Origin of the sequence: Sphingobium tyrosinilyticum (assembly GCF_042654265.1) — a bacterium.
In the GTDB taxonomy this organism is placed as follows: domain Bacteria; phylum Pseudomonadota; class Alphaproteobacteria; order Sphingomonadales; family Sphingomonadaceae; genus Sphingobium; species Sphingobium tyrosinilyticum.
On sequence record NZ_JBHSFZ010000030.1, the window covers coordinates 73,091 to 94,022 of the forward strand.

Annotated in this window: 20 protein-coding genes; 9 read left to right on the forward strand and 11 right to left on the reverse strand. The window is 63.4% G+C overall.

Annotation, left to right across the window (positions count from 1 at the left end):
- Positions 1–34 precede the first annotated feature (34 nt).
- The 6 genes from ACFO3E_RS13670 to pspA are packed head-to-tail and all read right to left on the reverse strand — an operon-like array spanning position 35 to position 2,343.
- Positions 35–457 (reverse strand): SufE family protein, encoded by a 423-nt coding sequence (locus ACFO3E_RS13670; RefSeq protein WP_066526123.1) that lies wholly within the window; start codon positions 455–457, stop codon positions 35–37.
- 37 nt (positions 458–494) lie between these two features.
- Positions 495–725 (reverse strand): hypothetical protein, encoded by a 231-nt coding sequence (locus ACFO3E_RS13675; protein ID WP_066526118.1) that lies wholly within the window; start codon positions 723–725, stop codon positions 495–497.
- An 11-nt stretch (positions 726–736) separates the two neighbouring features.
- On the reverse strand, positions 737–988 hold the full coding sequence (locus tag ACFO3E_RS13680; protein WP_066526117.1) for a hypothetical protein: 252 nt from the start codon (positions 986–988) through the stop codon (positions 737–739).
- Positions 989–1,015: 27 nt separating this feature from the next.
- Complete coding sequence (pspC, locus tag ACFO3E_RS13685) at positions 1,016–1,396, reverse strand: envelope stress response membrane protein PspC (RefSeq protein WP_066526116.1); 381 nt, start codon at positions 1,394–1,396, stop codon at positions 1,016–1,018.
- Position 1,397: 1 nt separating this feature from the next.
- Positions 1,398–1,664: an envelope stress response membrane protein PspB gene (pspB, locus tag ACFO3E_RS13690; RefSeq protein ID WP_066526114.1), complete on the reverse strand. Its 267-nt coding sequence runs from the start codon at positions 1,662–1,664 to the stop codon at positions 1,398–1,400.
- Positions 1,665–1,668: 4 nt separating this feature from the next.
- Positions 1,669–2,343 carry a phage shock protein PspA gene (gene pspA / locus ACFO3E_RS13695; protein WP_066526113.1) on the reverse strand — a complete coding sequence of 225 codons (675 nt, stop codon included), beginning with the start codon at positions 2,341–2,343 and terminating at the stop codon, positions 1,669–1,671.
- 150 nt (positions 2,344–2,493) lie between these two features.
- Here pspA and pspF point away from each other — a divergent pair, with 150 nt between their 5' ends.
- A complete protein-coding gene (gene pspF, locus ACFO3E_RS13700; protein ID WP_066526111.1) occupies positions 2,494–3,504 on the forward strand; it encodes a phage shock protein operon transcriptional activator in 1,011 nt (336 codons plus the stop codon).
- 44 nt (positions 3,505–3,548) lie between these two features.
- Here the strand turns inward: pspF and ACFO3E_RS13705 are convergent, their stop codons facing one another.
- Entirely contained in the window at positions 3,549–4,427 is an 879-nt protein-coding gene (locus tag ACFO3E_RS13705) for a 3-hydroxyacyl-CoA dehydrogenase NAD-binding domain-containing protein (RefSeq protein ID WP_066526110.1), read from the reverse strand.
- Positions 4,428–4,644: 217 nt separating this feature from the next.
- Here ACFO3E_RS13705 and ybgC point away from each other — a divergent pair, with 217 nt between their 5' ends.
- The 6 genes from ybgC to pal all read left to right on the forward strand — a co-directional run bounded on the left by ybgC (position 4,645) and on the right by pal (position 9,330).
- Positions 4,645–5,115: a tol-pal system-associated acyl-CoA thioesterase gene (ybgC, locus tag ACFO3E_RS13710; protein ID WP_066528960.1), complete on the forward strand. Its 471-nt coding sequence runs from the start codon at positions 4,645–4,647 to the stop codon at positions 5,113–5,115.
- Positions 5,112–5,834: a protein TolQ gene (gene tolQ, locus ACFO3E_RS13715; RefSeq protein WP_066526108.1), complete on the forward strand. Its 723-nt coding sequence runs from the start codon at positions 5,112–5,114 to the stop codon at positions 5,832–5,834. Before ybgC ends, tolQ begins: the two co-directional genes overlap by 4 nt.
- A 185-nt stretch (positions 5,835–6,019) precedes the next feature.
- Complete coding sequence (tolR, locus tag ACFO3E_RS13720; protein WP_066526107.1) at positions 6,020–6,484, forward strand: protein TolR; 465 nt, start codon at positions 6,020–6,022, stop codon at positions 6,482–6,484.
- A gap of 18 nt (positions 6,485–6,502) precedes the next feature.
- The gene (locus ACFO3E_RS13725; RefSeq protein WP_066526103.1) at positions 6,503–7,471 is read left to right on the forward strand and encodes a cell envelope biogenesis protein TolA; all 969 of its coding nucleotides are present in this window, start codon (positions 6,503–6,505) and stop codon (positions 7,469–7,471) included.
- The gene (gene tolB, locus ACFO3E_RS13730) at positions 7,468–8,790 is read left to right on the forward strand and encodes a Tol-Pal system beta propeller repeat protein TolB (RefSeq protein WP_066526100.1); all 1,323 of its coding nucleotides are present in this window, start codon (positions 7,468–7,470) and stop codon (positions 8,788–8,790) included. The genes ACFO3E_RS13725 and tolB overlap by 4 nt, the downstream gene beginning before the upstream one ends.
- Before the next feature lie 24 nt (positions 8,791–8,814).
- Positions 8,815–9,330, forward strand: coding sequence for a peptidoglycan-associated lipoprotein Pal (pal, locus tag ACFO3E_RS13735; protein WP_066526097.1), 516 nt, complete (start codon positions 8,815–8,817; stop codon positions 9,328–9,330).
- Between the two features lie 322 nt (positions 9,331–9,652).
- Here pal and ACFO3E_RS13740 read toward each other — a convergent pair whose 3' ends face one another.
- The 3 genes from ACFO3E_RS13740 to ACFO3E_RS13750 form a co-directional block, all read right to left on the reverse strand.
- Complete coding sequence (locus tag ACFO3E_RS13740) at positions 9,653–10,102, reverse strand: MarR family transcriptional regulator (protein ID WP_066526094.1); 450 nt, start codon at positions 10,100–10,102, stop codon at positions 9,653–9,655.
- 110 nt (positions 10,103–10,212) lie between these two features.
- Positions 10,213–10,515: a hypothetical protein gene (locus ACFO3E_RS13745; protein WP_066528958.1), complete on the reverse strand. Its 303-nt coding sequence runs from the start codon at positions 10,513–10,515 to the stop codon at positions 10,213–10,215.
- A 21-nt stretch (positions 10,516–10,536) separates the two neighbouring features.
- Positions 10,537–13,398: a M16 family metallopeptidase gene (locus tag ACFO3E_RS13750; RefSeq protein WP_380805420.1), complete on the reverse strand. Its 2,862-nt coding sequence runs from the start codon at positions 13,396–13,398 to the stop codon at positions 10,537–10,539.
- Positions 13,399–13,547: 149 nt separating this feature from the next.
- Between ACFO3E_RS13750 and ACFO3E_RS13755 the strand changes: the two genes are divergently transcribed.
- Positions 13,548–15,191 carry a M28 family metallopeptidase gene (locus ACFO3E_RS13755; protein WP_380805423.1) on the forward strand — a complete coding sequence of 548 codons (1,644 nt, stop codon included), beginning with the start codon at positions 13,548–13,550 and terminating at the stop codon, positions 15,189–15,191.
- 88 nt (positions 15,192–15,279) lie between these two features.
- Complete coding sequence (gene clpB, locus ACFO3E_RS13760; protein ID WP_066526088.1) at positions 15,280–17,859, forward strand: ATP-dependent chaperone ClpB; 2,580 nt, start codon at positions 15,280–15,282, stop codon at positions 17,857–17,859.
- A 101-nt stretch (positions 17,860–17,960) separates the two neighbouring features.
- Here clpB and ACFO3E_RS13765 read toward each other — a convergent pair.
- The coding region (locus tag ACFO3E_RS13765) for a TonB-dependent receptor domain-containing protein (RefSeq protein WP_380805426.1) at positions 17,961–20,932 on the reverse strand (2,972 nt) is incomplete at its 5' end.

Here is a 20,932-nt window from a genome sequence, read left to right on the forward strand (position 1 = left end):
AGGAGAACGCGCATTGCTTAAGAGGTTTCCCCCTTCAGCTGTAGCGCACGGCCGTCTGACGGATCAGCGCGATCATGTTGGGGATGCCCTGTGTCCGATTGGAGCTGAGCTGATTGCGCAGATCGAACGGCTCCAGCGCGCCTTCGATGTCGGCGGCGCTGATGTCGGCAGGCAGCTTGTCCTGCACGGTCAGCAGCACCAGCGCGATGATTCCCTTGGTGATCGCCGCATTGCTGTCCGCCAGAAAATGCAGCCGCCCGTCATCCCGCACGGTAGGATAGACCCACACGGCCGCCGAACAGCCGCGCACCAGCGTCGCGTCGGTCTTGAGCGCATCCGGCATCGGTTCCAGCGCGCGCCCCAGATCGATCAGCAGCCGATAGCGATCATCGGCATCCAGAAATTCATATTCTTCCTGTAGATCGGCAAGGGCAGGCACATCGGTCATAGCCCGCATATAGGCAGAAAAGCGGCCCGCGAAAGCCGCTTTCCTCTCAAATATCGACGCCCGCCGCGATCGCCTCCAGCTTGCGGATGCGCTCCTTGAGGTCCGCCACCTCTATCCGCGCGCTGGCGGGGGGAGGCGCATCCGTGCGCGGCTGCGCCAGTTCGGCCCGCTTCAGCTCCAGCCAGCCGCTCCAGCCGCGCAACGCTGCCGCCGCAACGATCGCCAGCGCCAGCAGCCCGCTCAGCGCCAGGATGATTATCGAAACAGGGTCGTCCACCTCGTTCCTCCTCAGGCCCGCTCGCGCAACCGGTCGAACTCGCGCTCCAGCGCGCTGCTGCTGTCCGTCGCAAGCCGTTCCAGCACCGCAACCCGATCCTTCAGCGCCTTGAGCTCCGCCCGCAGCCGTTCCGCTTCGGGATCGGGTCCACGCTGTACCAACTCCTCGCCCCGATGACGGCGCACGATCCCATATTTGGCGCGCGCGATGCTGGCGACCGACACGATGGCGACGATCATGACGATCATCTCGAACTGGTTCATGGACGAATGCCTCCCTTGTGCGCGGCTTTACCGCAGGCTGTCGATCTCATCGGCGAGCCGCCGGTTGCGGCTTGTGTAGAACGCCTCGATATCCGCCAGCCGCCGGTCGATGTCGCGGAATTTGGACCGCACGTCCCGCGCCGAACGCGCGGGATTGGACCGTACGCCCTGCCAGAATTTCTCATCATCCCGGTCGGAATAGAGACCCGCGGGCTTGGCTTCGGCGAAATAGGCGGCGGCGAAATAGGCGATGAGCGACCATGGGAAGGCGCCCATCAGCGTCACCAGCACCGCGCCGACACGGACCCAGGTCACATCGACCCCGGTATAGTCGGCGATGCCGGCGCATACGCCCATCCATTTGCCATTCTGCTTGTCGAGGTAGAATTTGGTGCGGCGCGCAGCCATGTCAGTTCCTCCGGTCGAAATCATAGGTATCGTCTTGCAGCGGGCGCGACGGGCGGAAGTCGGGATTGTCGGCAGCGACGATCCGCTCCACCGTCTGCAGCCTGTCCTCCAGCCGCCGGGCGAGCAGATGCAGTTCATCCAGCAGCTGCTCATCCTCATCGGTGATCTTGGGCGCCTGCTTCCATTTGGTGGTATAATGCAGGATCAGCCAGGGCATGCCGATGAACAGCATGCCCACGATGGCGATCGGGACGATCACATCTTCCATCACCTCACGCACCCCTGCTGCTGGTCATGCTGGCTTTCAGCGCGGCGAGTTCGGCGTCCACCTTTTCAGCGGAATGGAGATCGGCAATCTCCTCCTCCAGGCTCTTCTGGCCCTGACCCAGGCCCAGCGCATCCGCGCGCCCTTCCGCCATATCGACGCGCCGTTCCAGCATGTCGAAGCGGGCGAACGCCTCATTCACCTTCTCGCCCGCATAGGCTTCGCGCATCCGCAGTCGATTGTGCGCGCTTTCCATGCGCGTGACCAGGCTGTTCTGCCGGGTTCGCGCCTCGCGCAGCTTGGCCTGCAACTTGGCGATATCATCCTCCGACACCTTCAGCGCTTCGTCCAGCACCTCGATCTCGTGGGACAGCTGCTCGGCCATGTCTGCCGCCTTCTGCTTTTCCACCAGCGCTGCCTTGGCCAGGTCCTCGCGGTCCTTGCTCAGTGCCAACTGGGCCTTTTCCGTCCAGCTGTCCTGCAAGCCCTGCAGCTTACCGATGTGGCGGCGCATCTCCTTCTGATCCGCGATGGTGCGTGCAGCCGAGGCGCGCACTTCGACCAGCGTCTCTTCCATTTCCAGGATGATCATGCGGATCATCTTGGCCGGGTCCTCCGCCCGGTCGAGCAGGTCGGTGACATTGGCGGCGATTATGTCGCGCGTGCGTGAGAAAATACCCATGGGAACTGCAATCCTTCCGTTCAACGGCTTTGCGGGACAGCATTGCAGAAGCCGTGCCAATTGCGGGAAGGGCCCAAAATCCGGGACTTTTCCGTCAAACTGGCACGATTCATCTTGCCAACATATGGTATTTTTCACCATATATTGGTCATGGAACGGAACACCCAGTTCATCGGACAATCTCTCGCCTTCCTCGATGCGGTCGAGCAGGCCGGCCGGGCAGCGGAGCTGAACCGTCCCATCCTCGTCATCGGCGAACGCGGCACCGGCAAGGAGCTGGTCGCGGAACGCCTCCATCGCCTGTCCCCCCGCTGGGGGGAGCCGCTCATCATCATGAACTGCGCCGCACTGCCCGAAACCTTGATCGAGGCGGAACTGTTCGGCCATGAACAGGGCGCCTTCACCGGCGCGGCCCGCGCGCGGGCCGGGCGGTTCGAGGAATCCGATGGCGGCACCCTCTTCCTCGACGAATTGGCGACCCTGTCAATGGCCGCGCAGGAAAGGCTGCTGCGCGTCATCGAATATGGCGAAGTCACGCGCATCGGCGCGTCCCGCCCGATGACGGTCGATGTCCGGATCGTCGCCGCCACCAATGAAGATCTGCCCGCCCTGGCCGAAGCAGGCCGCTTCCGCGCCGACCTGCTCGACCGATTGAGCTTCGAAGTGATCACCCTGCCGCCACTTCGCGCGCGCGAAGGCGATGTGGCGGTGCTGGCGGACCATTTCGGCAGGCGCATGGCGGCCGAATTAGGCTGGCCGGAATGGCCCGGCTTCTCTCCCGCCTGCCTCGCCGAACTCGACGCGCATCCCTGGCCCGGCAATGTCCGCGAACTGCGCAATGTGGTGGAGCGCGCCGTCTATCGCTGGAACGAACCCGGCGGCGCAATCGCGCAGATCGTCTTCGATCCCTTCGCCTCACCCTGGAAGCCGCAGTCAGCCACACCGCTTGATGCGCAAGTGGCTGCCACCGCCGTTCCCGTCACGGCCCCCGTCACCGATCTGCGCGCAGCCGTCGATGCCCATGAAGCCGCCATTGTGCAGACCACACTGGAACGCCTCCGCTATAATCAACGGGCGACCGCGAAGGCGCTCGGCCTGACCTATGACCAGTTGCGCCATTGCATGCGCAAGCACCGGCTCGGCGCGGAACGAACGTCGTAAACCACCCCGTTCGTGTCGCGCGACGCGAACGGGGTCAGCCTCTGTCAGCGCGTAGGAACCGGCTCCGCGCCGGAATAATCATAAAAGCCCCTGCCGGTCTTCCGCCCAAGCCAGCCAGCTTCGACATATTTCACCAGCAGCGGCGCCGGGCGATATTTTGAATCGCCCGTCGTGGATCGCAGCACGTTCAGAATCTCAAGGCAGGTATCCAGCCCGACGAAATCCGCCAGCGTCAGCGGCCCCATGGGATGGTTGAGGCCCAGGCGCACGCCCATGTCGATGTCCCGAATATCCGCCACGCCCTCGCCCAGCGCGAAAACCGCCTCGTTGATCATCGGCAACAGGATGCGGTTGACGACGAAACCGGGGGAATCGAACGCCTGCACCACCTGCTTGCCCAGCCGCGCGATATAGGCTTCGACCGTAGCGACCGTCGTGTCCGACGTAGCAAGGCCGCGGATCAGTTCGATCAGCGCCATGACCTGCACCGGGTTGAAGAAGTGGATGCCCACGAACAGCGCCGGATCGGGCACCACCTGCGCCAGCCGGGTGATCGGGATGGAGGAGGTATTGGTCGCCAGGATCGTGCCCGGGGTGATCGCCGCGCCAACATTGGTGAAGATGCTGCGCTTGATCTCTTCCCGCTCGGTCGCGGCCTCGATCACCAGCTGCGCCTCGGCCAAGGGCTTGAGGTCCCCGCTCGGACGGATGCGGGCGAATGCCGCCTCGGACTCCTCGGGGCTCAGCTTGCCCTTTTCCACCGCGCGGGCAAGTTGCTTGGAAATGCCCTGCAGCCCCTTTTGCGCGCGCTCCAGATCGACGTCGCACAGGATCACGTCATAGCCGGCCTGCGCCGTGACCTGGGCGATGCCCGCGCCCATCTGACCGGCGCCAATGACGCCTACGGTCCGAATGTCGGTCATTGCTATTGTCTCCGTGTAAATCAATTTGGCGCCCCAGTAGCGCCAAGGCGGGCAATCGGCCAGCGCTTTTGCAAGGCAATCACAACGCAGGCCGTGTCAATGCGCGATGAGCATCGCCCACGGATAGGATGGACAGACCCGTTCACTCGGCAGAACGGTTTTTGATCGGGCATTTCCGGCTTTGCGCCGCGCGCGCATGATGGTTAAAAGGCCGCGCATGTCCGTTACAACGTCCATGCCCGTGCCGGCGACCGGAAGGTTCATCGCCGCGGTGCATCATTTCCCTGTGCGCGTCTATTTCGAGGATACGGACCTTTCGGGCCTGGTCTATCACGCCAATTATCTGCGCTATATGGAACGCGCCCGCTCCGACATGCTGCGGGTTGTCGGCATCGATCAGCGCGCCGCGCAGGAGGATGGGACCGGCGTCTATGCCGTGACGGATCTCAAGATCGCCTATAAGCGCCCGGCGCGGCTCGATGATGACCTGATGGTCGAAAGCCGCGTCACCGCCATCCGCCCGGTCGCCTGCACCATTCAGCAAAGAGTCAGGCGGGACGATGAAATACTGACGGACGGCGAAGTCTCTGTCGCCTTCCTGACCAACCGGGGCCGTCCTACGCGGCAACCCAAGCCCTGGATCGATATTTTCAGCCGTTTGATGATAGGGGAAGACATCAACCCATGAGCCTTTCGATGCCCGACGTCGGTGCCGCAGTCGGCGCCGCCACCGAAGCTGCGACCATTTCGCCGCTCGCCCTGTTCCTGCAGGCGGACATCGTCGTGAAGGTGGTGATGCTGGGCCTTGTGCTTGCCAGCATCTGGACCTGGGCGATGATCATCGGCTTCAGCGTCACGCTGCGCAGGGCCAGCCGCCAGAGCAGCACCTTTGAGGATGATTTCTGGAAAGCGGAGGATATCGACCGCTTCTACGAAGCGCGCGGCAAGTCGGCAGACTTTCCCGCCGCCAAGGTGATGGCCGCGGGCGTCACCGAATGGCGCCGCTCGACCGCCCAGAAGGTGATCGATCGCGACGGCACGCGCGACCGGCTTTCGACCTCGATGTCGAGCATGATCGCGGCGGAGGTCGATCGCCTGTCCGACCGGCTCAATATCCTCGCCACCATCGGCTCGGTCGCGCCCTTTGTCGGCCTGTTCGGCACTGTCTGGGGCATCATGCGCGCCTTCACCGCGATCGCGAAGGAACAGAACAGCTCGCTCGCCGTCGTCGCGCCCGGCATTGCCGAAGCTCTCTTCGCCACCGCCATCGGCCTGTTCGCGGCGATCCCGGCCGTCATCGCCTACAACCGCTTCAGCCACGGCATCAATCGCATGGAATCGAAGCTCACCCGCTTTGCGGATGGCTTCTATTCGACCCTGAGCCGCGAGCTGGAGGCGCAGCGGTGATTGAGCTCCTGAGCCCCGCCATCCCAGCAAAAGCTGGGATCTCTGGCGCCGCTCACCCGCCCCTCCTCCCGCTCGCCCTGAGCGTGTCGAAGGGCCTTTCTTCTCGCCAGGGAAAGTGGAGGGCTTCGACAGGCTCAGCCCGAACGGGGACAGGTTTGCGTCCAACAGTTTGGGGAGTCCTGTAAATGGCCATGTCCGGCCCTCCCTCCCATCGCCGAGGCCGCGGCCGCGCGCCGATGGCGGACATCAACGTCACCCCGCTGGTGGACGTCATGCTCGTCCTGCTCATCATCTTCATGGTGACAGCGCCCTTGCTCGTCACCGGCGTGCCGGTGAACCTGCCCGAAACGCGCGCCAAGGGGCTGGACCAGGACCAGAAGCCGACCGTGGTTTCGATTGACCGCGACGGCGGCCTCTATATCGACGAAACCGAAATCAGCGACGCCGACCTTCCCAACCGCCTCGCTGAAATCGTTTCGGCCAATGCGGGCAAGGCGGAGCCGCCGCAAATCTTCCTGCGCGCCGACACGGGCCTCGACTATGGCCGCGTCATGCGTGTCATGGGCGAACTCAACCGCGCGGGCCTCAACAAAGTGGCGCTCGTCAGCACCGGCGGCAATGACAACGCCGTCACCAGCGGTTCAGAATAGGGGCCATAGGACCAGGCGATGGAACGCGCGGAGAAAATCGGCCTTGGCGTTGCGACGGCGGGACATGTCCTGCTGTTCGGCTTGCTGTCGGTCGGCTTCCTCGCCACCCCCAATCCGCTGAAGCTCAACTCCCCCCCCATGGACGTCAGCCTGGTGGACGAAGTGGACTTGAAGTCCATGGCGCCGCAGGTCTCGACCCAGCCTCCGCCGCCCAGCGTCGCGCCAGAGGAAGGTCCGACCGAGGACGCCGCCCCCGCGCCCGTTCCCGAACCAGCGCCCATGCCGGAACCGGAACCCCTCCCCGCTCCGCCACCGCCAAAGCCTGCGCCGCCGAAGCCAGCCGCGAAACCGGCGCCAAAGCCCACTCCTGCACCGCCCAAGAGGGATGTGCCCAAGGCCGCGCCCAAGCCCAAGCCCGCGCCTGAAAAGCCCGCTCAAAAGCCCGCCCCGCAGAAGCCCAAGCCTGCCGCCGTCGCGCCTGCGCCCGCCAAGGCGTCGCAAAAGCCCGCGCCCAAGGCGAAGGGGGACGCCCCGGCCCGCGCCTCCGGCCAAGGCAAGGCGGAAAAGCCCAAGGGCTCGCTGCTCGGCAAGGATTTCCTCAAGGGCATCGACGCCGAGTCCGACGCTCCGCGCAAACCCGCGCCCCCGCCAGCCGCCACCATGGGCCCGGCGCAGAAGGCCGCGCTCAATAATGTGATCAGCAATCAAATCTATCCGCACCTTCGGTTGCCATCGGGCGCTGATGTCGAATTGCTCGTCGCCCTCCTGGACGTAAAGCTGGACCGCAACGGGCGGGTGATAGGAAGGCCCGAAGTCATCGACGTCCAGGGGGTGAATGACAGCAATCGGCCCCAGGTTTCCGTTTACAAGGAACGGGCCATCCAGGCGGTCATGCAGGCATCCCCGTTCCAGAATCTGCCTGCCGAATATTATGACCAGTGGAACTGGCTCAAACCCCTCAGAGTCTATGCAAGGAAAGCGCGATGAAACGCTTCGGAATAACCGCACTGCTTGCCCTTTGCGCAGCCTTTGCCCCTCCCGCGCTCGCCCAGTTGTCCGTCGATGTGACGGGTGAGATCGACAGCAATCTGAAGATCGTCGTTCCCGCCCTGCCCGCGCAGGCGGAAGTTTCGACGCCGGCGGGTTCTTCGACCGAACTCGGCCGCAAGATCGCCGACGTGATCGCGACCGACCTCAAGGGCTCGGGCCTGTTCGATCCGTCGGGCCCCGGCGGCATCCCGGCCATTTCCTTCCCCGAAGTCACCAGCCCCGCTTATGACAAATGGGGCGCCTATCAGGCGTTGGTGCAAGGCTTCGTGCGCACGACCGGCGGAGAAGCCGACATCACTGTCGGCTGCTATCTCTATGACGTCGCGCTCAAACAGGAACTGACCCGCCAGGGCTATGTCGTCGCCCCGCGCGACTGGCGCCGGGCCGCACATAAATGCGCCGATGCCATCTATGCGCGCCTGTCGGGCGAAAGCCCCTTCTTCGACAGCCGGATCGCCTATATCGCGGAGAGCGGGCCGAAGGGGAACCGCACCAAGCGCCTCGCTATCATGGATTCGGACGGCGCGAACCACCGCTTCATCACCAACGGCCAGTCGATCGCGCTGACCCCGCGCTTCTCCCCCGATTACAAGTCGATCGTCTATGTGAGCTATCTCGGCAGCCGGGTGCGCATCTATGTCTATGACATTGGCAGCGGCCGTCAGAAGCTGGTGACGGAAAGCAACAACGCCACCTTCGCCCCGCGCTGGTCGCCCGATGGCCGCAACATCCTCTTTTCCATGGCCGCTGCGGGCAATACCGACATCTACCGTGTTTCGGCGCAGGGCGGCCAGCCTGTTCGCCTCACCACCGCACCCGGCATCGATGTCGGTGGCAGCTATTCGCCGGACGGCACGAAGATCGTCTTCGAAAGCGACCGTTCGGGCAGCCAGCAAATCTATGTCATGAACGCCGATGGCTCCGGCCAGCGCCGCATCAGCCATGGCGGCGGCCGCTATGCCACGCCCGAATGGAGCCCCCGCGGTGACCTGATCGCCTTCACCAAGATCAGCGGCGACTTCAAGATTGCGGTCATGACGCCGGACGGCGGCAATGAGCGCATCCTGACCAATGGCTGGCAGGATGAGCAGCCGACCTGGTCGCCCAACGGCCGCGTCCTGCAATATTTCCGCACCTCGCCCGGCCGCGACGGCTCCAGCCAGGTTTGGCAGGTCGATCTTACCGGCGTCAACGAACGCCGCATTCCCACGCCCTTGAGCGGCTCCGACCCCGCCTGGGGCCCGCTGCTTCCCTGATCCATCCCCTTTTAGGAGACCCTCATGAAACTCAATCGCCCCCTATTGATCGCCGTGTCCGTCCTGGCGCTCGCCGCCTGCGGCAAGAAGGCGCCCAAGGACCTTCCCCCGCCGCCCGCCGACACCAGCGCGCAGAGCGGAACCGGCACAGGTCCTGCCACGAGTGGCCCCACCAAGGGCAGCCAGGAGGATTTCGTCGCCTCCGTTTCGTCGGACCGCATCTTCTTCGACACTGACCAATATGATGTCGATGCCCAGGACCAGCAGACTCTGCAGAGCCAGGCAGCCTGGCTGCAGCAGAACCCCAATGTCCGCGTCACGATCGAAGGCCATGCGGACGAGCGCGGCACCCGCGACTACAACATCGCTCTGGGCGAACGCCGCGCCAACGCCGCGAAAAACTACCTCGCCTCGCTGGGCATTGATCCCAGCCGCATCAACACGGTCAGCTACGGCAAGGAGCGTCCCGCCGCGCTCGGCTCGGACGAAGCCGCCTGGGCACAGAACCGCCGCGCGGTGACCGTCACGGTTCAATATTGAGCATTTCCATGTCAGGTGGCCCTCGCCTGACGGCCCGGAAAATGCAGCAGACACAGGAAATTTGAAGCCTTCGGGTCGCACCAATGCTTCAGGAGAGCCCGCCGGTCCCATGATCGGCGGGCTTTTTCCTGGCCCGAACGACCACCCGCGCTAGCTGCGCGATCGTCCCATAAGGAAAGCTCGCGAACTCGCTCATTGGCGATCAGCGATCAGTGATCAGTGATAGGCGCGGGCTGCTCAGTCCCAATAACACCGACAAGCGATACCCGCCATGCACTGCGACGGGCATTGGCCCAGCGTTAACGTCAGCCGAAACGAGCGATCATGACCGCTGTCGGCGCTCGGCAATCCGGCGGCCGAGAAGCTCCATCAGGTTGACGCTAATTTCGATCGCGGCATCTGGCACGCCGTCCAGCAATTCGCGCCGCAAGCCATCGAGCCGCTCCTTGATCCGCCCCGCTAATTCTCTTCCTGCCGGGGTGAAAGCGATGCGGTTCGATCTTTTGTCATCGGGATTGGGCAACCGCTCGACCAGCGCCATCGCCTCCAGCTGATCCAGCGTCCGCACCAGCGATGGCTGGGTAATTCCCAGCAATTCAGCCAGATCCGCCTGCCGTGCGTCCGGCCCCAGCCGCTCAAGATGGACCAGGCACCATCCCGCGCTGTTAGACACGCGAAATTCGGCCAACGCCTCGTCCGCCAGTCCACGCCAACTGCGAACCACCTGCGGCATCTTCTGCGTCAAAGACTGCGTAAGTTCCGACCGAGACATGATATTTAGATAGCCAACTAAATTAACCGTGTCAAAAAATCCCGTTTAAGTCGCTATTTCCTTTTCGCATTCAAATTCCGAGAGTTCCAAAACCCCCGGAATCCCGGATGTCAGGCCCTCTTCGTCCCTGAAAAGCCAGCCGCTCCAAAAGCGCCCAATTGCATCGTTCCGCTGATGCTATCGCCGCTAACCTCAGCCTCGCAATCCATGGTGATTGGCATCGGCATCGTCATGTTCATCTTCCAGGTCAGCTTGTTGCCGCTGACTTTCCCTTCGGCCACATCCAGCGATCCCATCATCCCAGCAAAGGTGCCATGGAAGCTGTCACCCGAACTGACGACCGTCAGCACGCCCTTCTGCTCACCCAGCGGCGTCTTCGCCACGCAATCATAGGCTCCATCGACACCAGCCATCGTCATTCTCCTTATCTGCCGTCAGTCGGCCAATGTGCCCATCTCGACCGGCAGGCCCACCGCGTCAAGCTGCGGCCGCACAAGCTTCGCATCGCCCACCACGACCCAGATCAGCCGATCCGGATTGATCGCCTCGCGCGCCGCCTTGTCCAGGTCTGCCGGAGTCATCGCCCGATAGATCGCCGGCAGCTTCTCATAAAAATCGTCGGGCCGCCCCAGCAGCCGGTTGCGCATCATCGCTCCCAGCAGATCGGACGAGGTCTCGAAACTCCCGGGCAGCGAGAGGATCTGACTATTGATCGTCTGGTTTCGCTCGGCCTGCGTCGTTCCCTTGCTCGTCAGGAAGTCGGCAATGTCCTTGCGCGCAGCGACGATGGACTCGCCCGTCTTGTCGGTCTGCACAGGCGCAAAGACCAGCAGCGGGATCGTCTCCTTGACGCCGGGCAGCGCGCTCCCCGCCGAATAGGCCCAACCTTTGGTCTCGCGCAGATCCATGATTAGGCGAGAGGTCGAACTGCCGCCCAACACCTCATTGGCGGTGATCAGCGTTACCGGATTGTCGGTTCCCTGCTTCCCTGTGAGCAGCCCGGCGAGGATCATCGACTGCGGGCTCTGTGGCTTGTCCACCAATATGATCCGCGACGGCCGCATCATCCGATCCGTCCGGAAGAGCTTGGTGCCCTTCGCGATCTTGGGCGCCTTCCAGTTGCCGAAGCGCTTCTCCAGCAGCGGCATCACATCGGCCAACGTGGCGTCGCCGGTCACGAAGATCGTCGCATTGTCCGGACGTAGCCACTTGTCGTGGAACGCGACCAAGTCCGCCCGCGTCACCGCCTTCACTCCGCTCTCCGTGCCAGAGCCCGTGAACGGGATGCCATAGGGATGCGCCTGCCCGTAAAGCAACGGCGGCAGCAGGCGTTGCGCGATCGGCATCGGTTCGGTCTTTTCCGCTGCGATCCGGGTCAGCAGCTGCCCGCGCAGGCGCTCCACCTCGGCGGGCGCGAAGGCGGGATTGCGGATCACATCGGCCAACAGTCCCAGCGATGCGTCGAGGTTGGGTTTGAGCGCATAAAGGCCGACATTGGTATTATCCATGCCATTGCCAGCGCTGATCGAAGCGCCCAGCCGCTCCTGCTCCTCGGCAATCTGGATCGAGCTGCGCGTCTTCGTGCCTTCATCGAGCAGCGCCGTGGCCAGCCCCGCCGTGCCCAGCTTCGCCTTGTCATCGGCCGCATTGCCCGCATCGAAGGACACCGAAACGCGGACCACCGGCACAGTCGCACGGCGCGCGAAGACCACTGGTATGCCGTTCTTCAGCGTCGCATGCTCAACCACGGGAAATTCCAGATCCTTGACCGGCTCGATCGCCGGCTCCGCGACTTTGGTAGGCGGTGGCGGCGTGACGGCAACCGGCGCGGGTTTCTTGGGATCGCGAAAATAGGCGGGATGATGGGTCGCATTGCCCGCCAGCGCATTATCCTCGGGCGAACGCTCACCGGGCGCGACCGTTAACCGGAACACCGGCCGTCCCAGCCATTTGCGCGCAGCTTGGGTCACCGACTGCGGCGTGGCAGTCGCGTAGAGCGCGAGGTCCTTCTTATATTTTTCAGGGTCATTTGAATAGACCGCGCCCTCCGCCAGCGTCACCGCCTTACCGCTGAAGCCGCCAACCTTCTCCAAGCTCCCGATGGTGCCTGAAAGCTGCTGGGTAGCGGCGCGCTGCACTTCGTCGCTCGTCGGTCCCTTGGCAAGATAGTCGGCGAGCAGCTGATCAAGTCGTCGGCCCACGGCCACAGCATCCTGGCCCGGCTTCACATCGACCGTGATCTCCGCGATCGAGAGCTTTTCAAAGGGCTGGATGCTCGCCTTGACGCCAACAGCAACCTTCTCTCCCCGCACCAAGATATTGTCGAGGCGAGAGGATTTGAGGCCGCCAAATACCGCCATGGCAAGGTCAAGCTGAGGCAGCTCCGCCGAATTGACGCCGGGGACGATCCAGTTGCGATAGAGCCGGGTGGCGGCGACATTGTCGTGCATCACCTTCTCGACGTCCTTGTCGAGCGTCGGAACCGTCGCATCGACATCCTTAGGCGCGGGACCAGCCGCGATTTTGCCGAACCACTTCTCGACCTTCGCCTTTGCAGTGGGGACGTCAATGTCCCCGGCAAGGACCAACACGGCATTATTGGGGCCGTAATGCGTCTTGAACCAATTCTGCACATCGGAAAGGCTGGCCGCGTTCAGATCCGCCATCGAGCCAATCGTCGAGTGGCGATAGGGATGCCCGTCCGGCAGCATGGCGGCGAGCTGGGCATATTCGACGAGGCCATAGGGCTCATTCTCGCCCATCCGCTTTTCATTCTGGACGACACCGCGCTGGGTATCGAGCTTGGTCTGGGTGACAGCCCCTAACAGATGGCCCATCCGGTCGGCTTCGAGGAACAGCGCCCGATCGAGCGCGCCTGTCGGCACCGTCTCGAAATAGTTGGTGCGATCAAACCAGGTGGTGCCATTCCAATCGGTCGCGCCGATATCCTCCAGCCGCCCGAAGAAGGGGCCGTCCGCATTTTCCGATCCATAGAACATGAGATGCTCGAAAAGATGGGCGAAGCCGGTCTTCCCCTGCGGCTCGAAACGCGACCCGACATGATACCAGATCGAAACAGCCACTACGGGAGCCTTGCGATCGGTATGGACGATGACGCGCAGCCCGTTTTCAAGCGTGAACTGCTGATAGGGAATATCGACCGCCGAGATCAGGCTGGAGAGCGGGGCAGGCGCAGCTACCCCGGGCGCGGCAATGGCAGGCGCCATCGGTGCGAGCGCGAGAGAGGACAAGCCAAGCGCCAGCATCAGCCGGCGCGAGAGAGGAGGAAGAGTCATCAGCGCCTCATGAAATCAGTGGCATGCGGCCGCACGCCAGATATGGGCGCAGCATAGCGGGGCGTTTTAGGCACGCAATACGCATTCCGCTGGACAGGGGAGCGTCGCACGATAACCTCATGATCCGACAAGAGAGAGGGTGAAACCTGATGGGTGTGCGCTGCTGCCTGATTTCCGCTTGTGCGCTCTCCCTCCTTATCTCCGGCCCAGCCCCTGCAGCCAAGGATGAGCCGCCTGCCCTCTCCAGCGGCGAGATGCGCGCAGATGTGGGGTTTCTGGCCGACGATCTGCTGGAAGGGAGGGACGCAGGAACGCGCGGCTATGACCTTGCCGCCCGCTATGTCGCTGCGCGGTTCGAAGCTCTGGGCTTGCAGCAGGCTTTGCCGGGAAGCTGGTATCAGCCCGTGACGCTCACCATCGCCGAACTCGACAAGGATGTGCCGCCATCGCTCACCATCGGCGGCAGACGGTTCAACAATGGCGACGACGTCGTCATTAGCGCCTTTGGTCGCGAGCCCGGGCAAAGCATAGAAGCGCAGGCGGTGTTTGTCGGCCACGGCGTCGCGTCAGTGCGCGAGAAGATTGACGATTATGCCGGGCTGGACCTCAAGGGAAAATTCGCGGTCGCGCTTTCCGGCGCGCCAACAGGGTTGCCGAGCGAAATAGGCGCGCATCTGGCGGCGGAGAAGGTGATGGCTGCGCAGGCGGCAGGCGCGATCGGTCTCATCACCATCCCCAGCGAGAATCAGTTGGCGCGCGTTCCCTGGGCTAGGCTGCGCGAGCGAGGGGGCGACCCTGCAGTCAGTTGGGCGGATGTGGATGGGCGGAGCTTTAGCCGGACTCCAGCCGTCGTCGCGAGCGCCTATGCCAATGGCGCGGCGGCCGAGGCTTTGCTGGCGGGGGCGGGGTCGTCCTTGGAGATAGTCCGGAAGCAGGCGGCGAAAGGCATGCGGATGAAGGGCTTTCCGCTTCGGCCGACGGTGCGGTTGGAACGAAGCAACCGGGTCAGGACTACCGCAAGCCGCAATGTGCTCGCTCTGTTGCCGGGGTCTGACCCTGCACTGGCGAAGGAATATGTGCTGCTGATGGCCCATCTCGACCATCTGGGCATTCGGCCGGGAGCCAAGGGACAGGACAAGATCTATAACGGCGCGATGGACAACGCGGCTGGCGTCGCGACCATGCTGGCGGTGGCCAAGGTCTTTGCGCAAGAGGGCAAGCGGCCGCGGCGGTCTATCCTGTTTGCTGCGGTGACGGCGGAGGAAGACGGGCTGCTCGGTTCGCAGTTCCTGGCGAAGCATCCGGTGACGCCCAGCGGCGGGCGAATGGTGGCCGTGGTCAATCTCGACATGCCGATCCTGACCTATGATTTTAAGGATGTGATAGCCTTTGGCGCTGAACATTCGACGCTGGGGCCGATTGTCCGGAAGGCGGCCGAGCAATCGGGCATCACCTTGTCGCGGGACCCGCTGCCGGATGAGGGGCTGTTCACGCGGTCGGACCATTATCGCTTCGTGCAAGAAGGGGTTCCCGCCGTCTTCCTGATGACGGGCTTTGCCGGACAGGGGCGAGAGGCTTTCAGGCATTTTTTGAAGACGGATTACCATCAGCCGTCCGATCAGATGAGCTTGCCTTTCCATTGGGAGGCGGCGGCGAAATTCGCGCGGGTGAATTATGCGATTGCCCGGGAAATCGCCGATTCTGATGAAGCGCCGCGATGGTATTTGGGGGATTTTTTTGGGGATGAATTTGCGCCGGCGGCGGAGAAGGCGGCGAAACCGTCAATAAAATAGAGAATTGAAAAGCTTTTTGGAGAAGCGCCCCTTGTGTGTCTTTTTAGCAACACTACATGGCTGACATCATAGACCCCGAGAGGATGGCATGAACCTCGAGAAATTCACTGACCGCGCCAAGGGCTTCTTGCAATCGGCGCAGACCGTCGCGATCCGGATGAGCCATCAGCGGATCAGCCCGGAGCATCTCCTGAAAGCGCTGCTGGAGGACAGCCAAGGCATGGCGTCTGGCCTGATCAAGGCTGCGGGCGGCGACCCGGCGGTGGCGGTGCGCGAGACCGACTCGGCGCTGGCCAAAGTGCCGGCAGTATCGGGCAGCGGGGCGCAGCAGACGCCGGGGCTGGACAATGACGCGGTGCGGGTGCTTGACAGCGCGGAGCAGGTCGCGGCCAAGGCGGGGGACAGCTTCGTCACCGTCGAGCGGCTGTTGCTGGCGCTTACCCTTGCGACCACGACGGCGGCGGGCAAGGCTTTGGCGGCGGCGGGCGTGAAGGCGGAAGGCCTGAACGCGGCGATCAATAATCTGCGCGGTGGCCGCACGGCCGATACGGTGGGTGCGGAGGATCGCTATGACGCGCTGAAGAAGTTCGCGCGCGACCTCACCGAAGCGGCGCGGGAAGGGAAGCTGGACCCGGTCATCGGGCGTGATGAGGAGATCCGGCGCACGATCCAGATCCTGGCGCGGCGGACAAAGAACAACCCTGTGCTGATCGGCGACCCTGGCGTCGGCAAGACCGCCATTGCGGAGGGCCTGGCGCTGCGCATCGCCAATGGCGACGTGCCCGACACGCTGAAGGACCGCACGCTGATGGCGCTCGACATGGGAAGCCTGATCGCGGGCGCCAAATATCGCGGCGAGTTCGAGGAACGGCTGAAAGGCGTGCTGGACGAGGTGAAGGGCGCGGAAGGCCAGATCGTCCTGTTCATCGACGAGATGCACACGCTTATCGGCGCGGGGAAGTCCGAAGGCGCGATGGACGCGGGCAACCTGCTGAAGCCCGCCCTCGCGCGCGGCGAACTGCATTGCATCGGCGCAACGACGCTCGATGAATATCGCAAATATGTGGAGAAGGACCCGGCCCTCCAGCGGCGCTTCCAGCCTGTCTTCGTGGGCGAACCGACGGTGGAGGACACCATCTCCATCCTGCGCGGCCTGAAGGAAAAATATGAGCTGCACCATGGCGTGCGGATCACCGATGGCGCGATCGTCAGCGCGGCGACGCTCAGCAACCGCTACATCACAGACCGTTTCCTGCCGGACAAGGCGATCGACCTGATGGACGAGGCCGCGAGCCGCCTGCGCATGGAGGTGGAGAGTAAGCCTGAAGAGATCGAAAATCTCGACCGGCGGATCATCCAGTTGAAGATCGAGCGCGAGGCGTTGAAGAAAGAGACCGACAAGGCGTCGAAGGACCGGCTGGCCGCGCTGGAGGAGGATCTTGCCAATCTGGAACAACAGTCGGCGGCGCTGACCCAGCGCTGGCAGGCGGAAAAAGACAAGATCGCGGGCGAGAGCAAGCTGAAGGAACAGCTGGACGCCGCCCGCGTCGAACTGGAGCAGGCGCAGCGGGCGGGCGACCTCGCAAAAGCGGGCGAACTGGCGTACGGGCGCATCCCGGAGCTGGAGCGGAAGATCGCCGAAGTGGAAGGCGCTACAGAAGACGCGATGCTGCGCGAGGAAGTGACGAGCGAGGACATCGCTTCGGTCGTGTCGCGCTGGACGGGCATTCCGGTCGATAAGATGATGGAAGGCGAGCGCGAGAAGCTGCTCGCCATGGAGGAAGAGCTTGGCAAGCGCGTCATCGGGCAGGCCGACGCGGTGAAGGCCGTGGCGACCGCCGTGCGCCGGTCCCGCGCGGGCTTGCAGGATCCGAACCGGCCGCTTGGCTCCTTCCTGTTCCTGGGCCCGACGGGCGTCGGCAAGACGGAATTGACCAAGGCGCTCGCCGGGTTCCTGTTCGACGACGACAGCGCGATGGTGCGCATCGACATGAGCGAGTTCATGGAGAAGCACAGCGTCGCCCGCCTCATCGGCGCGCCTCCGGGCTATGTCGGCTATGAGGAAGGCGGCGTGCTGACCGAAGCGGTCCGGCGGCGGCCTTATCAGGTCGTGCTGTTCGACGAGGTTGAGAAGGCGCATGGCGATGTGTTCAACGTGCTGCTGCAGGTGCTGGACGATGGCCGGCTGACCGATGGGCAAGGCCGGACGGTGGACTTCACCAACACGATCATCGTGCTGACGTCGAACCTGGGCAGCCAGTTCATCGCCAGCCTTGCCGACGACGAGCCGGTGGAGAAGGTCGAGGATCAGGTGATGGACATCGTCCGGGCGCATTTCCGGCCGGAGTTCCTGAACCGGCTGGATGAGGTGATCCTGTTCCATCGCCTAGGCGCAAGCCATATGGCCCCGATCGTCGATATCCAGGTCGGCCGGGTGCAGAAACTGCTCAAGGACCGCAAGGTGGTGCTGGACCTGACGGACGGCGCGCGGGCGTGGCTCGGGCGGGTCGGTTATGATCCGGTCTATGGCGCGCGGCCGCTGAAGCGGGCGGTGCAGCGCTATCTGCAGGACCCGCTGGCCGACCTGATCCTGCGCGGTGAAGTGCCCGATGGGTCGCGGGTGAAGGTGGATGAAGGCGATGGGGCGCTTCAGTTAACTGTGGGGTGACGGCCATACACGACTCCCCTTCAGGTGCGGGGACTTAAGCACGTAAAAAGGGGCGCCGGAATGACCGGCGCCCCTCCCCTTTTTAGCCCTGATCGCTTCGATCAGAAGTTGGCTGTGACGCCCAGACGGTAGGCGCGGCCGTAGATGCCGGTGCCGCCCTGAACCGGGTTGTAGTTGTTCGCGCCATAGGTGACCGGATCGATCGGCGGCAGATCGTCAAAGACATTGAGCACGTTCAGATAGAGCGTGAAATTGTCGTTGAGCTTGTAGCTGGTGGTGAGATCGACGGTGATATAGTCGTCCACGTTGCACTTGACGAACTGCGGCGAAAGCATGCCGCAACCGCCCGACGCTCCGGGGCCTTCGACGTCTTCTGCCGACAGATTATAGCCGCCGAAAAATTCCGCCGTCGCCGAAATAGTCCACTTGTTCCATTCCAGCGTGTTGGTCCAGCTGCCGTGCCATTCGGGCGTCCCGGAACCAGCCGTCAGGCTGTAATTGCCGATCGTCCCTTCATAGCTTTCGCGGCTGCCGTCGGCGAAGGTCGTGTCCAGATTGATGATGTAGGTCGCCTCCACCGAGCTGGTGAAACGAACATCGCCAAAGTTGAACCGCCCGGTCGCGGCAAAGTCCAGACCTTCGGACCGGATCGTGTTGGCGTTGATAAGCGGCGCCTGGACATAGGCCACGCGCGGCAGGACACCGGGATTTTGCGGATCGGGGGAGTCCTGGATGATGTTGTACCCCGCCGGGATCGCCTGGCCCGAATAATAGGCTGCCAAAGCCGGGCCGAACGGCGCGGGGATGATCGCGCCCTTCTTCTTGATGTTGTAATAATCGACGCTGAGGCGGATGTTACGCGTCGGTTCGAAGATGACGCCCGCCGTCCAGCTGGTCGATTTTTCCGGCTTCAGATCCGGGCTGGCGAGCTGGGTCTGACCATAGCTGCTGGAGCTGAGATAGGTCGGGCAGCTGGTGAAGGTCGCCCGCGTGCAGCCAAATTGCGCCAGATAGGATTCCGGGAAGGTCGATGCCGTGTTGTTGACGAAGCCCGTCGTCGGCAGCGCGTTGGCTTCCGCGAAGCTGGGGATGCGGAAGCCGCGTGACCAGGTGCCGCGCAGCGTCAGCGCATCGATCGGCTTGTAGCGGAAACCGACCTTCGGCGAGAAAGCGTCCTGCCCGCTGTTATAATTATCGTAGCGACCCGAGGCGTTGACTTCGAAGCCTTCGAAGGCGGGGACGTTCAGTTCGACGAAGCCCGAACGAACGACGCGCTCACCCTTCGTGCCGAAGGCATTCAGGACGAAATAGCGCTGCGTAGGCCCGGCAAAGTCGGCGTTGGCGCTAGGCGCATCGATCGATTCCAGGCGAATCTGACCACCGAAGCCGAGCTGGACCGGCCCAGCAGGCAATTCGAACAGCGTGCCGTTGAAGCTTATCTGTGCGGCATAAAGTTCGGATTTCGACTTGGTGATATTGTCCGGGGACAGATAATCGAGCACCGCCTGGCTGTTCGACAGCGGATTGACGAAATTATAGCTGCCGTCGGCGACCACATTCAGCAGGTTCTGGATATAGACATAGCCCGTCGATGTGCGGGTAAGGTCGGTGACCATGCCGACAATGTCCGCCGCGAAATTCCAATTGTCGGTGACCGGCCCCGCGATGGAGAAAGCCCCGCGATAGGTGCGGCTGATCGTTTCGTTAAATTCGGTCAGATTGGGAATGCGGCCGAGGATTCGGGCCTGCAGCCCCTGCGCGGCAAACGGGTTGTTGGGGTTGAGCGTGCCGTTGGTGGCGTCGCAGTTCGGCTGGGGCAGGCCATTGACCAGCGGGCACACATAGACCGGCAGCGCCAGCGCAAAGGAGCCGGGCGCGTTGGGCGGGCCGCTGTTATAGGTGCTGAAGCGTGGGAAGGCGATGCCGGCCGGGCCGTTGGCGCGGATCGTCGCCGGTTCGCCGCTGTAGCTGACCTTACTCTGCAGATAATTGGCGGTGAATGACGCTTCGATGTCGTCGGTGACGGCGACGGTCGCCTTGAGCGCGCCGCCGAAGCGTTCGATCCGTGGCGAGATGACGCCATATTGCCGCACCAGATCGCCTTGGCAGACCGTCGTGGGCGCAAAGGCATTCTGGTCGGTGTCCGCCAGTTCAGCCGCGGTCAGGGTGTAAGGCGTCTCTCCGGCAATACAGCCTGCGGCGGGATTGAGGAACTGATAGCGGCCGAGCGGATCGTCGAGCGCGCTGTTGGAGTCGGTCGGCGCGACGAAGAAGGTGGTGGCGAAGGAGCGGCGGTCGCTCGTCCCCGTTGCGTCGGCCCAGCCGACATAGCCGGTGCTCGACGGGTTGATCGAACCGCCATTGGGCCCGACCTGCGGACCGCAGACGCCATCGCGACAAATGCCCGACTGGTCCTGCGAATTATAGGGATAAGGCCGGTCGCGGTTGTAGAGGGCGTTCTGGCGATACCAGAAGCCGCTGGCGTAGATATTATAGCCGTCACGGCCAAGGTCGCCGGTGCCGACCGTCAGGGTAGCGCGGTAATTTTCGCCGTCGCCCCGTTCGGTGATGCCGGCTTCGACACGCCCGCCAATCCCCTTGAATTGCTTTTTGGTGATGACGTTGATGACGCCTGCGATGGCGTCTGCGCCATAGGTGGACGACGCGCCATCGCGCAGCACTTCGACGCGATCGACGATGTCGTCCGGAATGGTGTTCAGATCGACGAAGTTGCGGGTCGCGTCATCCGCCAGCGGATAATAAGCGGCGCGCTGGCCGTCGAACAGGACCAGGGTCGAGCTGGTGGTGAGGCCGCGCAGCGAGACCGCGGACGCACCTGCCGCGAACGCGCCATTGGCCGAGAAGCTGTTGGTGAGCGCCGCGCCGTTGTTCGACGAGATGCGCTGCAGCGCTTCCTGCGTGGTCTGGATACCCCGCTGTTCCAGCGATTCGGAGGTCAGGACCGAGACGGGCGAAGGCGTGTTGTTCACGTCCTGGCGCAGGATCGACCCGGTAACGATGATGGTGGCCTCAGGCTCTTCAGCCACGGTGCCTGCGGGAGTGTCCTGCGCGA